14 protein-coding genes and 1 riboswitch are annotated in these 15943 nt (G+C 60.6%); of the genes, 4 read left to right on the top strand and 10 right to left on the bottom strand.

The window, feature by feature from the left end; genetic code table 11:
* Positions 1-7 precede the first annotated feature (7 nt).
* The 5 genes from J1G33_RS01295 to J1G33_RS01275 form a co-directional block, all read right to left on the bottom strand.
* Positions 8-2740: a LuxR C-terminal-related transcriptional regulator gene (locus J1G33_RS01295; protein ID WP_148853466.1), complete on the bottom strand. Its 2733-nt coding sequence runs from the start codon at positions 2738-2740 to the stop codon at positions 8-10.
* A gap of 250 nt (positions 2741-2990) precedes the next feature.
* Positions 2991-4355, bottom strand: a complete 1365-nt coding sequence (locus J1G33_RS01290) for a DUF1329 domain-containing protein (RefSeq protein WP_005784906.1) — start codon at positions 4353-4355, stop codon at positions 2991-2993.
* Between the two features lie 42 nt (positions 4356-4397).
* Positions 4398-6257: a DUF1302 domain-containing protein gene (locus tag J1G33_RS01285; RefSeq protein ID WP_032877744.1), complete on the bottom strand. Its 1860-nt coding sequence runs from the start codon at positions 6255-6257 to the stop codon at positions 4398-4400.
* A 332-nt stretch (positions 6258-6589) separates the two neighbouring features.
* Positions 6590-8272, bottom strand: a complete 1683-nt coding sequence (locus J1G33_RS01280; RefSeq protein WP_005784903.1) for a fatty acid--CoA ligase — start codon at positions 8270-8272, stop codon at positions 6590-6592.
* 265 nt (positions 8273-8537) lie between these two features.
* Positions 8538-9170, bottom strand: a complete 633-nt coding sequence (locus J1G33_RS01275) for a LysE family transporter (RefSeq protein WP_078820303.1) — start codon at positions 9168-9170, stop codon at positions 8538-8540.
* Between the two features lie 84 nt (positions 9171-9254).
* Here J1G33_RS01275 and J1G33_RS01270 point away from each other — a divergent pair, with 84 nt between their 5' ends.
* The 3 genes from J1G33_RS01270 (at position 9255) to J1G33_RS01260 (ending at position 12092) form a co-directional block, all read left to right on the top strand.
* A complete protein-coding gene (locus J1G33_RS01270) occupies positions 9255-10220 on the top strand; it encodes a 2-hydroxyacid dehydrogenase (RefSeq protein WP_223017696.1) in 966 nt (321 codons plus the stop codon).
* Positions 10221-10250: 30 nt separating this feature from the next.
* A complete protein-coding gene (locus tag J1G33_RS01265; RefSeq protein ID WP_032877748.1) occupies positions 10251-11249 on the top strand; it encodes a class I SAM-dependent methyltransferase in 999 nt (332 codons plus the stop codon).
* 51 nt (positions 11250-11300) lie between these two features.
* A riboswitch (yybP-ykoY riboswitch) is annotated at positions 11301-11419 on the top strand.
* A gap of 88 nt (positions 11420-11507) precedes the next feature.
* The gene (locus tag J1G33_RS01260) at positions 11508-12092 is read left to right on the top strand and encodes a TMEM165/GDT1 family protein (protein ID WP_005784895.1); all 585 of its coding nucleotides are present in this window, start codon (positions 11508-11510) and stop codon (positions 12090-12092) included.
* A 66-nt stretch (positions 12093-12158) separates the two neighbouring features.
* On the opposite strand, the gene J1G33_RS01255 is transcribed toward J1G33_RS01260, so the two are convergent.
* From J1G33_RS01255 to J1G33_RS01240, 4 genes are all read right to left on the bottom strand, one after another.
* Complete coding sequence (locus J1G33_RS01255; protein ID WP_078820301.1) at positions 12159-12977, bottom strand: M48 family metallopeptidase; 819 nt, start codon at positions 12975-12977, stop codon at positions 12159-12161.
* A 109-nt stretch (positions 12978-13086) separates the two neighbouring features.
* Positions 13087-13707 carry an SOS response-associated peptidase gene (locus J1G33_RS01250; RefSeq protein ID WP_005784892.1) on the bottom strand — a complete coding sequence of 207 codons (621 nt, stop codon included), beginning with the start codon at positions 13705-13707 and terminating at the stop codon, positions 13087-13089.
* A gap of 37 nt (positions 13708-13744) precedes the next feature.
* Positions 13745-14005: a DUF2007 domain-containing protein gene (locus J1G33_RS01245; protein ID WP_032877751.1), complete on the bottom strand. Its 261-nt coding sequence runs from the start codon at positions 14003-14005 to the stop codon at positions 13745-13747.
* Positions 14006-14036: 31 nt separating this feature from the next.
* Positions 14037-14219: a CPXCG motif-containing cysteine-rich protein gene (locus J1G33_RS01240; RefSeq protein WP_032877753.1), complete on the bottom strand. Its 183-nt coding sequence runs from the start codon at positions 14217-14219 to the stop codon at positions 14037-14039.
* A 132-nt stretch (positions 14220-14351) separates the two neighbouring features.
* On the opposite strand from J1G33_RS01240, the gene J1G33_RS01235 reads away from it, so the two are divergent.
* Positions 14352-15515: a 1-acyl-sn-glycerol-3-phosphate acyltransferase gene (locus tag J1G33_RS01235; RefSeq protein WP_223017596.1), complete on the top strand. Its 1164-nt coding sequence runs from the start codon at positions 14352-14354 to the stop codon at positions 15513-15515.
* 166 nt (positions 15516-15681) lie between these two features.
* Here J1G33_RS01235 and J1G33_RS01230 read toward each other — a convergent pair whose 3' ends face one another.
* The gene (locus J1G33_RS01230) at positions 15682-15930 is read right to left on the bottom strand and encodes a hypothetical protein (RefSeq protein ID WP_032877757.1); all 249 of its coding nucleotides are present in this window, start codon (positions 15928-15930) and stop codon (positions 15682-15684) included.
* Between the last annotated feature and the right edge of the window lie 13 nt (positions 15931-15943).

The following is a 15943-nucleotide window of genomic DNA, read 5'->3' as shown; positions in this document are numbered from 1 at the left end:
GCTGGGCTCAGACCAGCAAGCCCATGGCCTTGGCTCGCGCCACTGCCTGGGTTCGGCGCTCCACGCCGAGCTTGCTGTTGATATGGCTGGCGTGGGTCTTGACGGTGTGCAAGGAAATAAACAGCTGGTTGCTGATTTCCTGGTTTGAACAGCCTTGGGCAATCAGTCGCAGCACCGCCAGCTCTCGCGTACTCAGGGTTTCTTGATGAGCTGGGGCCTGGACCACGCTGACTTGGGGCAGCAGCGCCAGCAAGCTCTGGTTCAGCAGACCATGGGGATCTTTGCCCAACTGCTCACGCATCCAGTCCGGGTAGCCCTCCAGCAACCGCTGGAACGGCTGCAACGCGCCGCCCGAGCCGGCTTCAAGTGCACGGGCCAATACCTGTCCGGCCTTGGCCTCCTGGCCGCCCGCCAACAGAAGCTGCACCTGCTGGGTCAGCGCCATCAAGGCAATCATCTGTCGCCCACTGTTCTGGGACTGTTGCGCCAATGCTTCCAGACATTGCAACGCGGTGTCGGGCTGATGGCGTATGGCATCGAGCGCGGCTTGTTGCAGTTCGATATGTTGTGGCAGGTGTGGGTGGAACTCCGGCGCGGCAGCGGCGTGCTCGCCGTTGTAGGTCTGCCCCAGCCTGGTCAGCCAGGCGTCCGCCAGCTCGGTACGACCCTGGGCCAGCCATAGCTCGCATTTGATCAACGTAATCATCGCCAGGTAATAGATCGGCGGTACGTCCCAGATGTGCATCAAGCGCTCGGCCTCGGCCAGCTCGGCAAAGGCATTGGAAAACTGGCCGCGCCGCCCTTCAAAGTTGGCGATCACGCAATGCCCGATCAGCACGCTGATATCCCGGCAGGCACGGGCTTCGGCCAGGCCGGCGCGCAAACGCACAAGGCCGGCTTCGGGCTGGTAACGCGCCAGCAGCAGGTAACCTTCGTAGAGCGACAACCGCGCACGCACCGCATACAGGCGCTGGGGCGCCAGGCCGTGCAAGCGTTCCAGGCCCTGGCGCACTTCGTCCAGGGAGCGCAGGATTTCGCCGCGTGACTGCAACACCCGCGCCCGGTCGTAATGGGCCAAGGCTTCAAACAACGGATTACCGACGCGCTGCGCCAGCTCCAGGGATTCGCGGTTCAAACCGCGGGCGCGCCACAGGTCGGCATCGACAATTGCCAGGTTGGACAGGGTCGACAGGCACATCAGGCGCTGGCCGTAGCGCTTTTGCGGCAGGCTCTCCAGTGCCTCGTTGCAATAGCGCAGGGTCAATTCGCGATCCCCGCGCCCACGGGCGATGATCCCGCTCAACGCCAGCCATTGGGCCAACATGGACCTTTGCGCGGTCGCCGAGGGTGCCGGCAGGAAGCGACTGAGGTAGCTGGAAAGCTCCTGGGCCGCGTCCAATTGGCACGCCAGCCCCAATGCCCAGCTGTAGAGCACGATCAAGCGCGGCGTGCTGATCAGCAGGCTGTCGGGCAAGTCCATCTTCCAGCGCAGCAACATGCCAACATTCTGCTCTGCCAACAGTTGCTCTTCGGACAGGTTCTGGACCAGGTTCGCCGCCACGTCCAGATGGCCGGCCCGCAGCGCCTGCTCTACTGCCTCGTCGATCAAACCCTGGGCGTTGAACCAGCGGCAGGCGCGCAAGTGCAAGCTGGCAGGCGGCAATGTGGTGCTCTTCTCGCGGCGGGTACGCAGCAGGTCGGAAAACAAATGGTGATAGCGGTACCAGTGGCCCTGTTCATCCAGCGGCACCAGGAAAACCTGATGGGCCTGCAAATAATTCAGGATTTCGGCGCTGTCATGGGCTTCGCGGACCGCGTCGCACAACTCGCTGCAAAAACGCTCCTGGGGAGCAGTGTCGTACAGGAACGCTTGCACGTCGGCAGGCAGGCAGTCGATGACTTCTTCAAGCAGGTAATCACGAATCAGCCCTTCGCCACCGTGAAGGCTTTGGGGTAAGGCCCCCTCATTGCCACCGGCTTCGGACGCCGCCAACAGCCAGAAGCGCAGGCCGGCGACCCAGCCCTCGCTGCGGCGGATCAGGTTTTCCAACGCTTCTCCGCCTAACGCGCTGCTGTGCCCATCCAGCACGGCCAGGGATTCGTCGTGAGTCAGGCGCAGGTCTTGTTCATGCAGCTCCAGCAGATGCCGCGACAAACGCAGGCGCGCCAGGTGCCAATCCGGACGCTGCCGGCTGGTGACCAGTACCAACAGACCGTCGGGCAAATGATTGAGGAAAAATTGCAGGCAACGATCCAGCACCGGCCCCTGGGCCAGGTGGTAGTCATCCAGCACCAGCAATAGCGGCGAGCGCGTGGACAGATGCTCCGCCAGCTCATCGAGCAGGCCATCCAGCCATTCTTCAAAGGCAAAGGGTTGATGACGCTGACGCATTTTCAGCAAACCCAGGGATTGGGCGCCCAACTGCGGAAAATAGTGCTGCAAGCCGTCGAGCAATCGCTCCAGGAAGCGGCCGGGGTCATTGTCCCGTGGGCTCAGGCCCAGCCACAGACTTTGCCAGTGGGCCGGCAGGCCCTGGCAGAACTCCACCGCCAACGAACTCTTGCCGAACCCCGCCGGTGCGCAGACCAGCAACAATCGCCCGTCCAGGCCCGCGTTCAACCGTTGGCACAGGCGCGGGCGCAGCACGTAGCCGTCAGGCAATGGGGGCCTGTAGAAGCGGCCTTCCAGGGTTGGCATCACCACACTGGCAGGCCCTTGGATTCGGGACAGATCAGTCATCGCCGGGCTCTTGTAGAAGGCTGTTGTCGGCATTGCAGATGTCCGCAGACTAGCGGTAAAAGCGGCGGGATTGTAGATCTTTGCAACAATTGGCTGAAAAAGAACTGCGACAAGAAATATCCCTACAAACAGCACACACAAAAAGTGGGAGGGGGCTTGCTCCCGATGGCAGTGGATCAGTCAGAATTTTAATCGACTGTCAGACCGCCATCGGGGCAAGCCCCCTCCCACAGGGGTGCACTAGTGTTGGTTAGCGAACACCGTCCTGGCGCAGGGCCGCTGGGGTGAAGTCGCTGGTGGTGGCGGTGAAGCCGAAGTCATAAGCCTGTTTCTCTTCGTTCTTCATGCCCAGGGCGAGGTAGCGGCCGGACTGCAGGTCGTACAGGGTTTCCAGGGCGTACCACGGCACTTGCTTGTCGTAGTAGTTCTCGGCATGGGCTTCGGCAACGCGCCACAGTTGGCCACGGCCGTCGTAGTGGTCGATCACCGCCGCTTGCCAGGTGTCTTCGTCGATGAAGAAGTCACGCTTGGCGTAGATGTGGCGCTGGCCTTCCTTCAAGGTGGCGACCACGTGCCAGACGCGGCGCAGCTCGTAGCGCGCCAGGTCCTGGTTGATGTGGCCGGCCTTGATGATGTCGGCGTACTTGAGCTTCGGATCGTCGATCTTGTAGCTGTTGGAGGCGATGTAGATTTCTTTCTTGCCTTCCAGCTTCCAGTCGTAGCGATCCGGCGCACCGTTGTACATGTCGAGGTTGTCGGAGGTGCGCAGGCCATCGGCAGCAGTACCCGGCCCGTCATAGGACACTTGCGGGGCCCGGCGCACACGGCGCTGGCCGGCGTTGTAGACCCACGCCGAACGCGGTTCCTTCACCTGGTCCAGGGTTTCGTGCACCAGCAGTACACCACCGGCCAGACGCGCTGGCGCGGTGACTTGCTGCTTGAAGTAGAACAGGATGTTGCCCGGGTTTTTCGGATCGAAATCCTTCATCTTGTCGCGGAACACAAACTGATCGCGAAAGTACACCAGGCTGTAGGAACCGTTGGTTTGCGGCGTGGCCTGGGTGACCAGACGGGTTACGCTGCCGCCGCGATAACGGGTGATGTGGTTCCAGATGACTTCAACGCCGGTTTTGGGAATCGGGAACGGCACGGCGGTCTCGAAGTTTTCCAGACCGTTGCCGCCGGACACCAGGTTGGTAGTGGTGGCGTTTTTCTTGATGGCAGCGAACACGTCAGCCGGCACCGTGGCACCGCGATGAGTCGGGTAGACCGGCATCTTGAAGCTGTCCGGGTAACGCTTGAACATCGCGTACTGCCCTGGAGCCAGTTTGTCTTTGTACTGCTCGACGTTCTGCGCGGTGATGGTGAATTGCGGTTGCTCGCTGGCATATGGGTTGGCCAGGAAGCCACGGGCATCCACGGCGCCGGCGTTGGTTGGCAGGGGTGACCATTTGGGGATGGTGCCGGCCGCGTTGCCCGCCATCTCGGCGCCCATCGGGGTCAGGGTAGTACCGAGCTTGGCAGCTTCATCCGCCGAGACTGCCGCCATGACGTTGCTCGCCAGGATCGACAGCCCAAGCACACCGACGTGCAACAGACTTTTAGTTATTTTCATACTCTGGTCTTCCTGAATACATGCCACTTGAAAAGAGTGTGCTTAGAAGTTGGCGCCGAAGCTCAAGGCGACAAAGTCGCGATCATCCACGGTGCTGAACTTGCCACCAAAGAAGTTGGTGTACGCCAGGCTCGCGGTGTAGGTGTTCTGGTATTCGGCATCCAGGCCAAGGCTGACCGCCTTGCGACCCTCTTCAAAGTTGCCGCCGGGACCTGGCGAGTAACCTTTGACGTCATGGGACCAGGCCACGTTGGGCTTGAGGTTCACGCCAGCGAACACGTCCGGGTATTCCCAGATGGCACGGGCACGGTAGCCCCAGGACGTTGCAGTGGTGTAGCCGTCGTTGTTGCAGTTGGTGTTCAGGCCGGCAGCGTTGGGCAGCCCGGCGCCGTTGGCGGTGGAGTTGTTCAGCGCGTTGCAGAACCCACCCGGCAGCGTGCCTGGGCCGAACACCGGATCGCGACCATAGCGAGCCTGGGACTTGCTTTCCAGGCCACCCACATGGGTCACACCGATTTCACCGACCGTGGTCAGGCGACTGGCGCCCATCACCTGGTCGAAGAAGTGTGTAAAGGTGGTCTGGAACTGGGTGACTTCCTTGCGGTTGTAGCCATGCAGGTCTTGGCCCGGCGAGCCCTTGAGCACCGAAGCATTGCCAAAGCCAGGGATCGGCGTGACACCGGCAAACAGAATGTCGGTGGTACTCAACTGCACCGGCGCATTCGGCCGATAGCTCAATTCACCACTCCAGGCGGTGCCGGTAGGCAGCGTGGTGGAGAAGCTCAAGCCGTAGAGACGAATATCCTCCGGGTACTCGACGAAGTAGTTCGAACTGCCCGCCACGATCAGTGGACGCAGTGCCCCCAGCGGGCCCAATGGACGGGTGTAGGCCGCGGACGGCGCACCCTGCGCACTAAAGATCGGCGCACGGCTGTGGTAGTTCATGAAGTAGGCGCCGAACTCGGTGTCCAGCGGTTCGAAGTTGTAATGCATGGCCACACCGAACTGGCCGCTGTCACGCGCATCACGGTCCGGCCCACGGCGCACCAGCACGCCTTCGCTGTTCACGTCCACGCCCAGGGCACCCAGGGTCGGCAGTGCCGCAGCGGGAATGGTCGAGCGCTTGTTCAACACCCGCAGGTTATTGCTGCAACCATCGGAGATCACGTCTGGCTGGGAGAAGAAAGTGCCGCAGTTATCAGTGACGGTCTGGTCCCATTCCAGTTGATAGAACGCTTCGGCCGACAGGTTGTCGGTGAGCGTCTGGGACACGTAGAACATGTTGACCGGAATCAGGCCTTCCTTGATCTCGGCCCCCGGGCGACGAAACGCCGACACGTCGATCGGGTTGATGGAGTTGATGCCGCCGCCGATGAAGGTACTTTCGCCCCAGCTCACGACCTGCTTACCAAAACGCACGGAACCCGGCGCATCGGCAATCGAGTAGTTGTGGTAGACGAACGCATCGAGAATCTGACCTCCAGAAGACTTGGCGCCTTCCTTGCGGTTGTTGTCGCTGATGTCCTTGAACTGACGGCTCTCGTCCTTGAGTTCAAAGTCGTACCAGTACTTGCCGCGCACAAACACGCCGGTGTCGCCGTACTTCAGTTCCAGGTCATGAATACCCTTGAAGATCTTCGAGAACGTCTCGCCGCGCTTGAAGTTCAGGTGACCGTCATCGGAAGTCTGGGACAGGCCCTTGCCGCCATTGTTGGCGCCGATCAGATCACGATTGGGCTTGGCCGTAGACCAGCTCGCACCCACCGAAAGCGAGGAGTCAAAGCTCCCTTCGATTTCACCGATGTTGAAACTGACGCCGAATGCAGGCCCGGCGAGCGTAGAAGCGAGACTGACGGCCAGGGGCAGTCTTGCCCGGCGCCAGAACTGGTTTACTTGGGTCATCGACGCTACTCCATGTGCATATTTTATTGTTATGGCAGTGAGCCCTTTCTTCAGATGTAACGGCCGGGATACAACGATTCCAATGCCGAACCGCAACCGAGCCTCCCTGGCTCGACGCGCAACATCCGCGAAAAACTCTGAAAGGGACTATAGCCAGAGGGGGGTAGTGCTTGATCCCTCTAAAGTGTGATTTGCATCACCAACCTGTCTGCCACAACCCTTTCGCCACGCCGACGAAGGTCGACGCGGGAAGAATGGCTGAAATTCGGCAAATCACAAGTAGAGGCTTGAGATAGAGCAGCGCCGCGCCCGAAAGGGCGCGGCGAGGGGCGTCAAAGCGTAGACAGGAAGGTGCTGTTGTTGGCCTGCCATTCGATGATGTCGATACGGATACGTTTTTTGTCGAGCTTACCTACGCTGGTCTTGGGAATTTCAGTAACAACGGCGATCTGGCTCGGAATCGCCCACTTACTCAAATGCCCCAGTTCAACGTAAGGCTTGAGGTGCTCCTTGAGCTCCCGCGCCCCAATCACTTGGCCCTCATGCACCACCAGCAAGGCAAAGGGGCGCTCGCCCCATTGCGGATCGGCGATGCCCACCACCGCTACCTCGCGTACCGCCGGGTGGCGGCTGACCAGGTCTTCGAGGGCCAGGGACGAGATCCATTCCCCACCGGTCTTGATCACATCCTTGATACGATCACGGATATCGATCACACCAAACGCGTCCAGTGTGGCAACGTCGCCGGTGTGCATCCAGCCGCCGGCCCACAGCTCGGCGCCCTTTTGCGGTTCGTTGTAATAACCCTCGGTCAGCCAGGGCGCGCGCAACACCAGTTCGCCCTGGGTTTCGCCGTCGGCGGGAAGAAAGTTGCCGTCGGTGTCCATGATTGCCGCCTCCACCAACGGCCCAGGCACACCGGCCTTGATGCGATAGGTGGTGCGTTCGTCTTCGCTGCCGGCCATCAGCTCTTCATTGAGGTGTGCGCACGACACCAGCGGCCCGGTCTCGGACATGCCATACGCGGCGGTCAATTGAATGCCGCGGGCCTTGGCGGCTTCGTACAGCGAGCGGTTGAGCGCGCTGCCACCAATGACGATTTTCCACCCACCAAAATCCACGCCCTGGGCAGCCTTGGCGTTGAGCACCATTTGCAGGATGGTCGGCACGCAATGGGAGAACGTGACCTTCTCCTTGCGCCACAGCTGCACCAGGTATTCGGGGTCGTAGCGCCCGGGGTAGACCTGCTTCAAGCCGAGCATGGTCGCCACATAGGGCAGGCCCCAGGCGTGTACGTGGAACATCGGTGTGATCGGCATGTACACATCGTTGGTGCCCAACAGACGCACGCTGTCGACGCTGCCCATGATGGTCGCCACGCCAATGGTGTGCAGCACCAATTGGCGATGGGTGAAATACACCCCTTTGGGGTTACCGGTGGTGCCGGTGGTGTAGAAGGTGGTGGCGACGGAGTTTTCGTCGAAGTCCTGGAAGTCGTACTGGGGGCTGGCGGCGGCCAGCAGGGTTTCGTACTCACCGACCAGGTTGGGTAGTTCGGCGGTGTGGGTGTCACCATCGGTAATCAACAGGGTCTTGTCGACGGTGGTGAGCTGCCCGGCAATCGCCTGATAGAGCCCCACGAACTCACTGTTGACCAGCACGAAGCGGTCTTCGGCGTGGTTCATGGTGTAGAGAATCTGTTCCGGTGACAGGCGCACGTTGATGGTGTGGATCACCGCGCCGATCATCGGAATGGCGAACATGCATTCCAGGTAACGGTGGCTGTCCCAATCCATCACCGCCACGGTATCACCAGCCTTGACCCCGGCTTCGGTCAGCACATTGGCCAGGCGCGCAACGCGCTCGATCAGCGTCGGGTAGGTGTAGCGCAGCTTGTCGCGGTAGATGATTTCACGGGTCTTCTCGTAGCGAGTCCCGGACATCAACAGGCGCTTGATCAGCAGCGGGTATTGGTACGCACCTTCGGCGGGCGGGATAACACGGGTCTGCAACATACGAATCCCTTTAATGACTGCACGGTCTTGACTTGAAGACCTGCACTGTAGAGGGCTTATGTTTCAACCAAATCAGCCAAAGGAATGATTTGCGGAACTCAGTAAATGCTAGCTTTGCGCCAGTATCTGCAGCTTATGAAAGACCAATGTGGGAGGGGGCTTGCTCCCGATAGCAGGGTGTCAGTCAGCTTATGTAGGGCTGACACACCGCTATCGGGAGCAAGCCCCCTCCCACATTTGAGCTGTGTACCCTTGAGAAAATTGATTACTTCATGCTGGTAAACGCCAACTTCACCCCAATGGCGATCAACACCGCGCCCATGGTCCGATCAAACCAATGCCCCATGCGCGCAAAGCCGGCGCGTACACGCTGCTGGCTGAACAACATGGCCACCAGGCAGAACCACACCGCCGTCGCCACCGCCAGGTACACGCCATAACCCGCTTGTACCGCCAGTGGCGTATGCGGGTTGATCACCACGGTGAACAGCGAGAGGAAGAACAGCGTCGCCTTGGGGTTCAGGCCATTGGTCACAAAGCCTGCGGTAAACGCACCGCGTGGGGTGCGCTCGCCCGCTTCGCGGTGCAACTCGCCCTCGGCGGCGGGCTTGGCCGGCTGCGCACGCAGGGCCTTGAAACCGATATACAGCAGGTACGCCGCTGCGGCCCATTTGAGCGCATTGAACAACACGATGGACTGGGACACGATCAAACCGATCCCCAGCAACGAGTAACCCACATGCACGAAAATCGCCGTGCCAACGCCCAGGGCCGTCCAGGTGCCGGCGCGGCGACCGTGGGTCACGCTCTCACGGACCACCACGGCGAAATCCGGGCCGGGGCTGGCCACCGCCAACAAGTGAATCAAGGCTACGGTCAAAAACTCGGCGACGTACATGCTCACTCCATTAAGTAACTGATTATTTCATCTGATAGGCTCGGAAGATTACGCCTTCGAACCTCGTCGCAAAAGGTACAGTTGATCATGAACAATCGCCGCGCCGTCTTCCTCGACCACCCTTCACTGGACTTGGGCGACCTCGACCTCAGCGGTTTGCGCGACTGCTTCAGCCAGTTGCAGCTGTTTGAGCAGACTACGCCACAGAATGTGGTGGAACGCTTGCAGGGCGCTCAAGTCGCGATCAGCAACAAAATCCCGCTCACGGCGCAAACCCTGGCGGCGTGCCCCGAGCTCAAGCTGATCCTGGTTTCAGCCACCGGCACCAACAATATCGACCTCGAAGCCGCCCGCGCCCACGGCATCACCGTGAGCAACTGCCAGGGTTACGGCACGCCGTCGGTGGCCCAGCACACGATCATGCTGCTGCTCAACCTCGCCACGCGCTTGAAGGACTACCAACAGGATGTCGCCGCCGGAAAATGGCAGCAGGCCAGGCAGTTCTGTCTGCTGGACCATCCAATTGTCGAGCTGGAAGGCAAAACCCTCGGCCTGCTCGGCCATGGCGAACTGGGCAGCGCGGTGGCGCGCCTGGCCGAAGCCTTCGGCATGCGCGTGGTACTCGGCGCGATTCCCGGGCGCCCTGCCCGCGCCGACCGCGTGCCACTGGATCAACTGCTGGCCCAGGTCGATGCGCTGACCTTGCATTGCCCGCTCAATGAACACACCCGCGACTTTATCGGCGCCCGTGAACTGGCGCTGCTCAAGCCCGGCGCGTTCATCGTCAACACCGCACGTGGTGGCTTGATCAACGAACAGGCCTTGGCGGACGCGTTGCGCAGCGGGCATTTGGGTGGCGCGGCGACCGACGTGTTGAGTGTGGAGCCGCCGGTCAATGGCAACCCGCTGCTGGCCGGCGACATTCCTCGGTTGATTGTCACGCCCCACAATGCCTGGGGCAGTCGCGAAGCGCGGCAACGCATCGTCGGCCAATTGACGGAAAACGCCCGAGGCTTTTTCAGCGGTGCCCCGCTGCGCGTCGTCAGTTGATAAACTGCGCCCCTTTTCAAGGAGCAGACCATGGATCCGCGCAGTGAAGTACTGCTTCGTCAGGCCGAACTTTTTCAAGGCAACCTGCTGCTGGTAGGTTTGCCTGCCGACGATTTGCTCGGGCGCTTGCCCAACGCCCATGGCTGGTGCTGGCACGCCGGCGACCAGGCCGCGCTTGATGCACGGTTTCCCGAGCGCAGCCAGTTCGGGGTGAATGTGCCCGAGCGTGCCTTCGATGCCGCGGTGATCTTCCTGCCCAAGTCCAAGGACCTCACCGACTACCTGCTCAACGCCGTGGCCGCTCGCCTGCCTGGCGCCGAGCTGTTTCTGGTGGGTGAGAAAAAAGGCGGTATCGAAAGCGCTGCCAAGCAGATGACCCCCTTCGGCAAGCCGCGCAAGCTGGATAACGCGCGGCATTGCCAGCTATGGCAAGTCACCGTCGCCAACGCCCCGCAAGCGGTCGAACTGGAGAGCCTGGCACAGGTCTTCGATGTACTACTGGCCGAAGGCCCGCTGAAGGTGGTGAGCTTGCCGGGAGTGTTCAGCCATGGCCGCCTGGACCGCGGCACCGAGTTGCTGCTGGAGCACCTGGACAAGCTGCCCAGCGGGCATCTGCTCGATTTCGGTTGCGGCGCCGGGGTACTGGGGGCTGCGGTCAAGCGTCGCTACCCGCATAACACCGTGACAATGCTGGATGTGGATGCCTTCGCAGCTGCCAGCAGTCGGCTGACGTTGGCGGCGAACGGCCTGGAAGCCGAGGTACTGACCGGGGATGGAATCGATGCCGCGCCAATGGGGCTAAACGCGATTTTGAGCAACCCGCCGTTCCATGTCGGGGTGCATACCGATTACTTCGCCACGGAAAACCTGCTGCGAAAAGCAGCCAAACATCTGGCAAAAGGTGGCGAACTGCGCTTGGTTGCCAACAGCTTCCTGAAGTATCAGCCGCTGATCGAAGAGCATCTGGGTATCTGCGCAATCAAGGCCGAAGGCAATGGTTTTCGCATCTACCGCGCCAAGCGCCCCTGACGGCCGTTTGAAAAAGAACGCTTGCCGAATGGATTTTGCCTAGGCAGAATCCGCAACGTCCTAGGGGAGTAGTCTCCCACGAGCCCATGCTCGTCCGGCATACGTCAACATACTTGGTCAGCAGACCATGGCGTATGCGACCCAGGAGTCCGCACAGACGGACCGGGGTTTGACAAGACCTATGACACGCACACCTTACCCGGGGCGGGAAGGCTGTACGTGTCATAGCCGTGTCGACCCGCCCCTGGAAACTACCTGATGCTGGATTCACTACTCGTTCCTACCGCAATCGTTGCCTTGGCCGAAATCGGCGACAAGACGCAGTTACTCGCGCTCATTCTTGCTGCCCGCTTTCGCAAACCCTGGCCGATCATTGCCGGCATTGTCGCCGCAACCCTGGCCAACCATGCGGCCGCCGGTGCCGTGGGCGCCTGGTTCGGGAGTTTCTTCTCGGATGCGGTGCTGCACTGGATCCTCGCGGCGAGCTTCTGTGCCACGGCACTCTGGACCCTGGTGCCAGACAAACTCGATGATGACGAAGCCAGTACCACCCGCAAGTTCGGGCCATTTCTGACCACGCTGATTGCGTTCTTCCTTGCGGAAATCGGTGACAAGACCCAGATCGCCACGGTGATGCTGGCAGCGCAGTATCCGGAGTTGTGGCTGGTGATTATCGGCACCACGCTGGGCATGTTGATTGCCAACGTACCGGTGGTTCTGGCGGGGAATTTCGCGGCGGAGAAACTGCCGCTGACCTTGATTCGTCGATTGGCGGCCACAGCGTTCTTTGTACTGGCGATTGTGGCGGTCTACAAAGCCATGCAAAGCAGCGGCTGGATCTAAGACTGCAACCCGATCTATTGTGGGAGGGGCGGTGCGCCCCTCCCACATTTGGATCGTCATCAAGCCTCAGGATTTCTTGGCCTGCTGGTACAGCGGCATTACCTTCGGAATCGCTGCCTGCAACGAAGCAATCCGGCTGTCGGAAGCCGGGTGAGTACTCATGAATTCCGGCGGCGCGCCTTCGGAAGCCTTGGCCATTTTGTTCCACAAGGTGATCGCGGCGTTCGGGTTGTAGCCGGCACGCGCCGAAAGCTCCAGGCCGATCAGGTCGGCTTCGTTTTCGTTGCTGCGGCTGTTGGGCAAGGTCATGCCATAGTTGGCCACGGTATCGGCCAGTGCCAGGCTGTCCTGGCCGAGACCGAATATTGCACCAGCGCCCTGCTTGGCCATTTCAATACCGTACGCCTTGGACATCGCTTCACGACCGTGCTCACGCAGGGCGTGGGCGATTTCATGGCCCATCACCGCAGCCAACTCGTCATCGGTGAGCTTGAGGTTGTCGATCAGCGCGCTGTACACCAGGATCTTGCCGCCAGGCCCGCAGTTGGCGTTCATCTCGTCGCTTTTGATCAGGTTCACTTCCCAGTTCCACTGGGCGGCATCTGCGCGAAAGGTCGGCGCCTGGGCGATCAGGCGCTTGGCGATGGCCTGCACACGCTTGGCGTTGGCGCTGGTCTTGTCCAGAACGCCTTTGCCACTGGCTTCACCCAGGGTCTGCTGGTAAGACTGGGCGTACATCTGGTCGACTTCCTGGCTCGACAACATGCTGAACATGTATTGCTTGCGCTCAACCCCAACAGCACCGCCGCTGGTCGTGTTGACCGACTGGCAACCCGCCAGCAACATCGCTGTAACCAAACCGCTTACCGCCAATGACTTCTTCATGAACACGCTCCCTGAAAACATGGCGCGTATCGTAGGCGGTCGTTTGTATTGGCGCCAGATACATCAGACATTTAACCGCTGAATTTCGGACACATCCCACAGTGCAGGCTCAAGCCGGGGTCAGACACTCCGGCCCATTGAGCTTGGGATCATTGACCATATTGGCCAACACGCGCTCACGTAAAGCGCTGGGCTCACCGGCCAGCAACCCTTGCAACACGTGCAGCGGCGTCTCGGGGTCGAGCCAGGCGGCTTGCCCCGCTGCATCAAGAATCAACGGCCGACGTTGGCTTTGCGCTGCCTGGGTGACCACGGCGGTGCTCAGCCACACCTGCTCCTGCACGGGATACGCTTCCCAGATCGCAGCAAAAAACAGGGTGGAGCCCTCCCCCGGCGTCAACCAATACGGGCGCTTGCGCTGGGTACCGCGCCATTCGTAGAAACCGTTGGCTGGCAACAGGCAGCGGCGCTGGCGGAATGCCTCGCGGAACATCGGTTGCTCGGCGAGCGTTTCGGCGCGGGCATGGGCCGGAGTACGGGAAAGATCCGTCAACCAAGGCGGCGTCAGCCCCCAACGGGCACGCGCCAGGGTGAGCTGGCCTTCGCTCAGGCGCTGGATCAGCACCGAATCATTGGGGGAAATGTTCCACTGGGCCTGCTGGTCGGCGGGGAAGCCGGGCAAGGCAGCAAAGGCAGGGTTCCAGCGAAACAGGGCATAACGTCCACACATGGGGCAACACGACTCTTGGGGTAAACCGACCGACAGCCTAACAGACCAACACGTCGGGGAAGCTGTCGGGTTCGTCGCCGGGCAAGGGTTGCGCGCCGATATAGGCCGTGATCAGCTCGCGGGCGTACGCCGCCTGATCATTATCGACCTCCAGCCCCAGCAAACCGAAGATCGGCAACTCGCCGGTACCACCGAGCAAGTGGCGGCCCATCAAGTGCGCTTCGATGCCCTCACTGGCCAGCATCTGTTGCAACAGCTCGCCTTCCATCAGGTTTTCCGGCTCGTAGATTCGCTGCATGGGCGTACCTGTTATTCGTTTTCGCTACGCATCATTCATTTTCGCTGCGGGTTTCGAGCATCCACTCGTCACCATGCACTTGCAGGTTGAACGTGATCGGCCGGCAACACACCTGGCAGTCTTCTATATAGGTCTGGTCCCCGCCAGACAAATCCACTGTTGTCTCGACCACTTCGCCACAATAAGGACAATCGTACATCGCAGTTTCCAGCATCGCAGTCTCCAAGGTGACTTGTGCGTATAATCGCCGGTCTATTTACAGGGCTATTTCCGGCAGAGCCAGTTTACTCACGCCGCCCCTGCTATTTCCTTTACTTACCCTAGCCGTTTCTAACAAGAGAGCATGATGGGCGAATTCGATACCATCCGACCTTACAACGACAGCGAAGTCCCGGCAGTGCTGGCGCGTCTGTTCAGTGACAAGGCCTTTCTGGACATCCTGACCCACTTTCGCTTCCCGCGCTTTGCCGGCGCCCTGGGCTGGTTGCTCAAGCCGATGATCGCGCGCAAATTGCGCCGTGAGTTTGCCGGCGTCACCACCGTGGCGACGCTGCAAGACAAAGTCGAATACTACGTTGACCACACGATTGACCGGGCGACCGACGGCGTAACCTACACCGGCGTCGAGCAGCTCAAATCCGGCACCGCCTACCTGTTTCTGGCCAACCACCGCGACATCGTGATGGACCCGGCCTTCGTCAACTATGCCGTGTATCACGCCGGCCTGCCGACGCCACGCATCGCCATTGGTGACAACCTGCTGCAAAAGCCGTTTGTCAGCGACCTGATGCGCCTGAACAAGAGCTTCATCGTGCACCGTTCGATCACCGGGCGAAAGGAGAAGATGGCGGCCTACAACCTGCTGTCGGCCTATATCAACCATTCGATCCGCAACGACTGCCAGTCGATCTGGATCGCCCAGGCTGAAGGCCGGGCCAAGGATGGCGATGACCGTACCGAATCGGCGATTCTCAAGATGTTCCACGTCAGCCGCAAGGACGAGCCGTTTGCCGAGGTTATCCAGTCGTTGAACCTGACGCCGGTATCCATCAGCTACGAGTACGACCCTTGCGATGCCGCCAAGGCCCGCGAGCTGTATATCCGCGCCACCACCGGCACCTACACCAAGGCACCGGGCGAGGACGACGTGAGCATCGCCCTGGGTATCACCGGCTACAAGGGCCGCGTACATGTGAACTTTGCGCCGCCGATTACCGAGCGTTTCGAAGATACCAAGCTGCTGGCAATGGAAATGGACCGGCAGATCCTCGGTGGCTACCGCTTGTTTCCGGTGCATTACCTGGCGTACGCACAGTGGGATGATGCCGATCCGCAGTTGCAGGTGCCTAAAGCGGCGGATGTATTCCCCGCCGATGAGCTGGCCAAGGCCAAGGCAGAATGGGAGCGACGCTTGAACGAATGCCCGGCCGAACACCGGCCTTATCTGGTGGTGCAGTATGCGACGCCGGTACGCAATCAATACCGAGTCAAGGCCGGGATCCCCCTGTAATATGTGACCCTACAGGGGATATGTGGCAGGCGCTGATTCTACGGGCAGTACATGGCCAGTGTGGGAGCTGGCTCGCCTGCGATAGCGGTGGGTCAGTTAAAGATTCAGTGGCTGATACACCGCCTTCGCGGGCAAGCCCGCTCCCACATTTGGTTTTGCAGTGGAATTAGAAATGGGTGCTGAGCCAGGAGGCGGCCAGGGCCAAGCCAAGGCAGCCGAACCCCACACGATAAGCCTGACGATGCGCCCGTTCGGTGTGCGTATCCAGAAAAAGCATCGGCTGGTCGATAGCACGCTCTTCACTACGCATGGCGAGTTCAGCCATCGCACGTTGCGCATGCAGGCGGGTGATAAACAGCACCAAGGCGCCCGAGCAGGCAACCAACAGGGCAACAGCATTGATGAGCAGCGCCATCGCAAACCTCGGC

The sequence above is a fragment of the Pseudomonas sp. P867 genome (genome assembly GCF_019891455.1).
GTDB lineage: Bacteria > Pseudomonadota > Gammaproteobacteria > Pseudomonadales > Pseudomonadaceae > Aquipseudomonas > Aquipseudomonas synxantha_A.
The sequence above is the reverse complement of the archived record's forward strand: the minus strand, read 5'-3'. Positions and strand labels throughout refer to the sequence as shown.

Bases quoted from the DNA above. Each gene is read 5' to 3' on its own strand.
- J1G33_RS01260 (WP_005784895.1), top strand. From the start codon at position 11,508: ATGCTGGATTCACTACTCGTTCCTACCGCAATCGTTGCCTTGGCCGAA.
- J1G33_RS01285 (WP_032877744.1), bottom strand. From the start codon at position 6,257: ATGACCCAAGTAAACCAGTTCTGGCGCCGGGCAAGACTGCCCCTGGCC.
- J1G33_RS01250 (WP_005784892.1), bottom strand. From the start codon at position 13,707: ATGTGTGGACGTTATGCCCTGTTTCGCTGGAACCCTGCCTTTGCTGCC.
- J1G33_RS01235 (WP_223017596.1), top strand. From the start codon at position 14,352: ATGGGCGAATTCGATACCATCCGACCTTACAACGACAGCGAAGTCCCG.
- J1G33_RS01295 (WP_148853466.1), bottom strand. From the start codon at position 2,740: ATGACTGATCTGTCCCGAATCCAAGGGCCTGCCAGTGTGGTGATGCCA.
- J1G33_RS01290 (WP_005784906.1), bottom strand. From the start codon at position 4,355: ATGAAAATAACTAAAAGTCTGTTGCACGTCGGTGTGCTTGGGCTGTCG.
- J1G33_RS01230 (WP_032877757.1), bottom strand. From the start codon at position 15,930: ATGGCGCTGCTCATCAATGCTGTTGCCCTGTTGGTTGCCTGCTCGGGC.
- J1G33_RS01275 (WP_078820303.1), bottom strand. From the start codon at position 9,170: ATGTACGTCGCCGAGTTTTTGACCGTAGCCTTGATTCACTTGTTGGCG.
- J1G33_RS01280 (WP_005784903.1), bottom strand. From the start codon at position 8,272: ATGTTGCAGACCCGTGTTATCCCGCCCGCCGAAGGTGCGTACCAATAC.
- J1G33_RS01240 (WP_032877753.1), bottom strand. From the start codon at position 14,219: ATGCTGGAAACTGCGATGTACGATTGTCCTTATTGTGGCGAAGTGGTC.
- J1G33_RS01255 (WP_078820301.1), bottom strand. From the start codon at position 12,977: ATGAAGAAGTCATTGGCGGTAAGCGGTTTGGTTACAGCGATGTTGCTG.
- J1G33_RS01265 (WP_032877748.1), top strand. From the start codon at position 10,251: ATGGATCCGCGCAGTGAAGTACTGCTTCGTCAGGCCGAACTTTTTCAA.
- J1G33_RS01245 (WP_032877751.1), bottom strand. From the start codon at position 14,005: ATGCAGCGAATCTACGAGCCGGAAAACCTGATGGAAGGCGAGCTGTTG.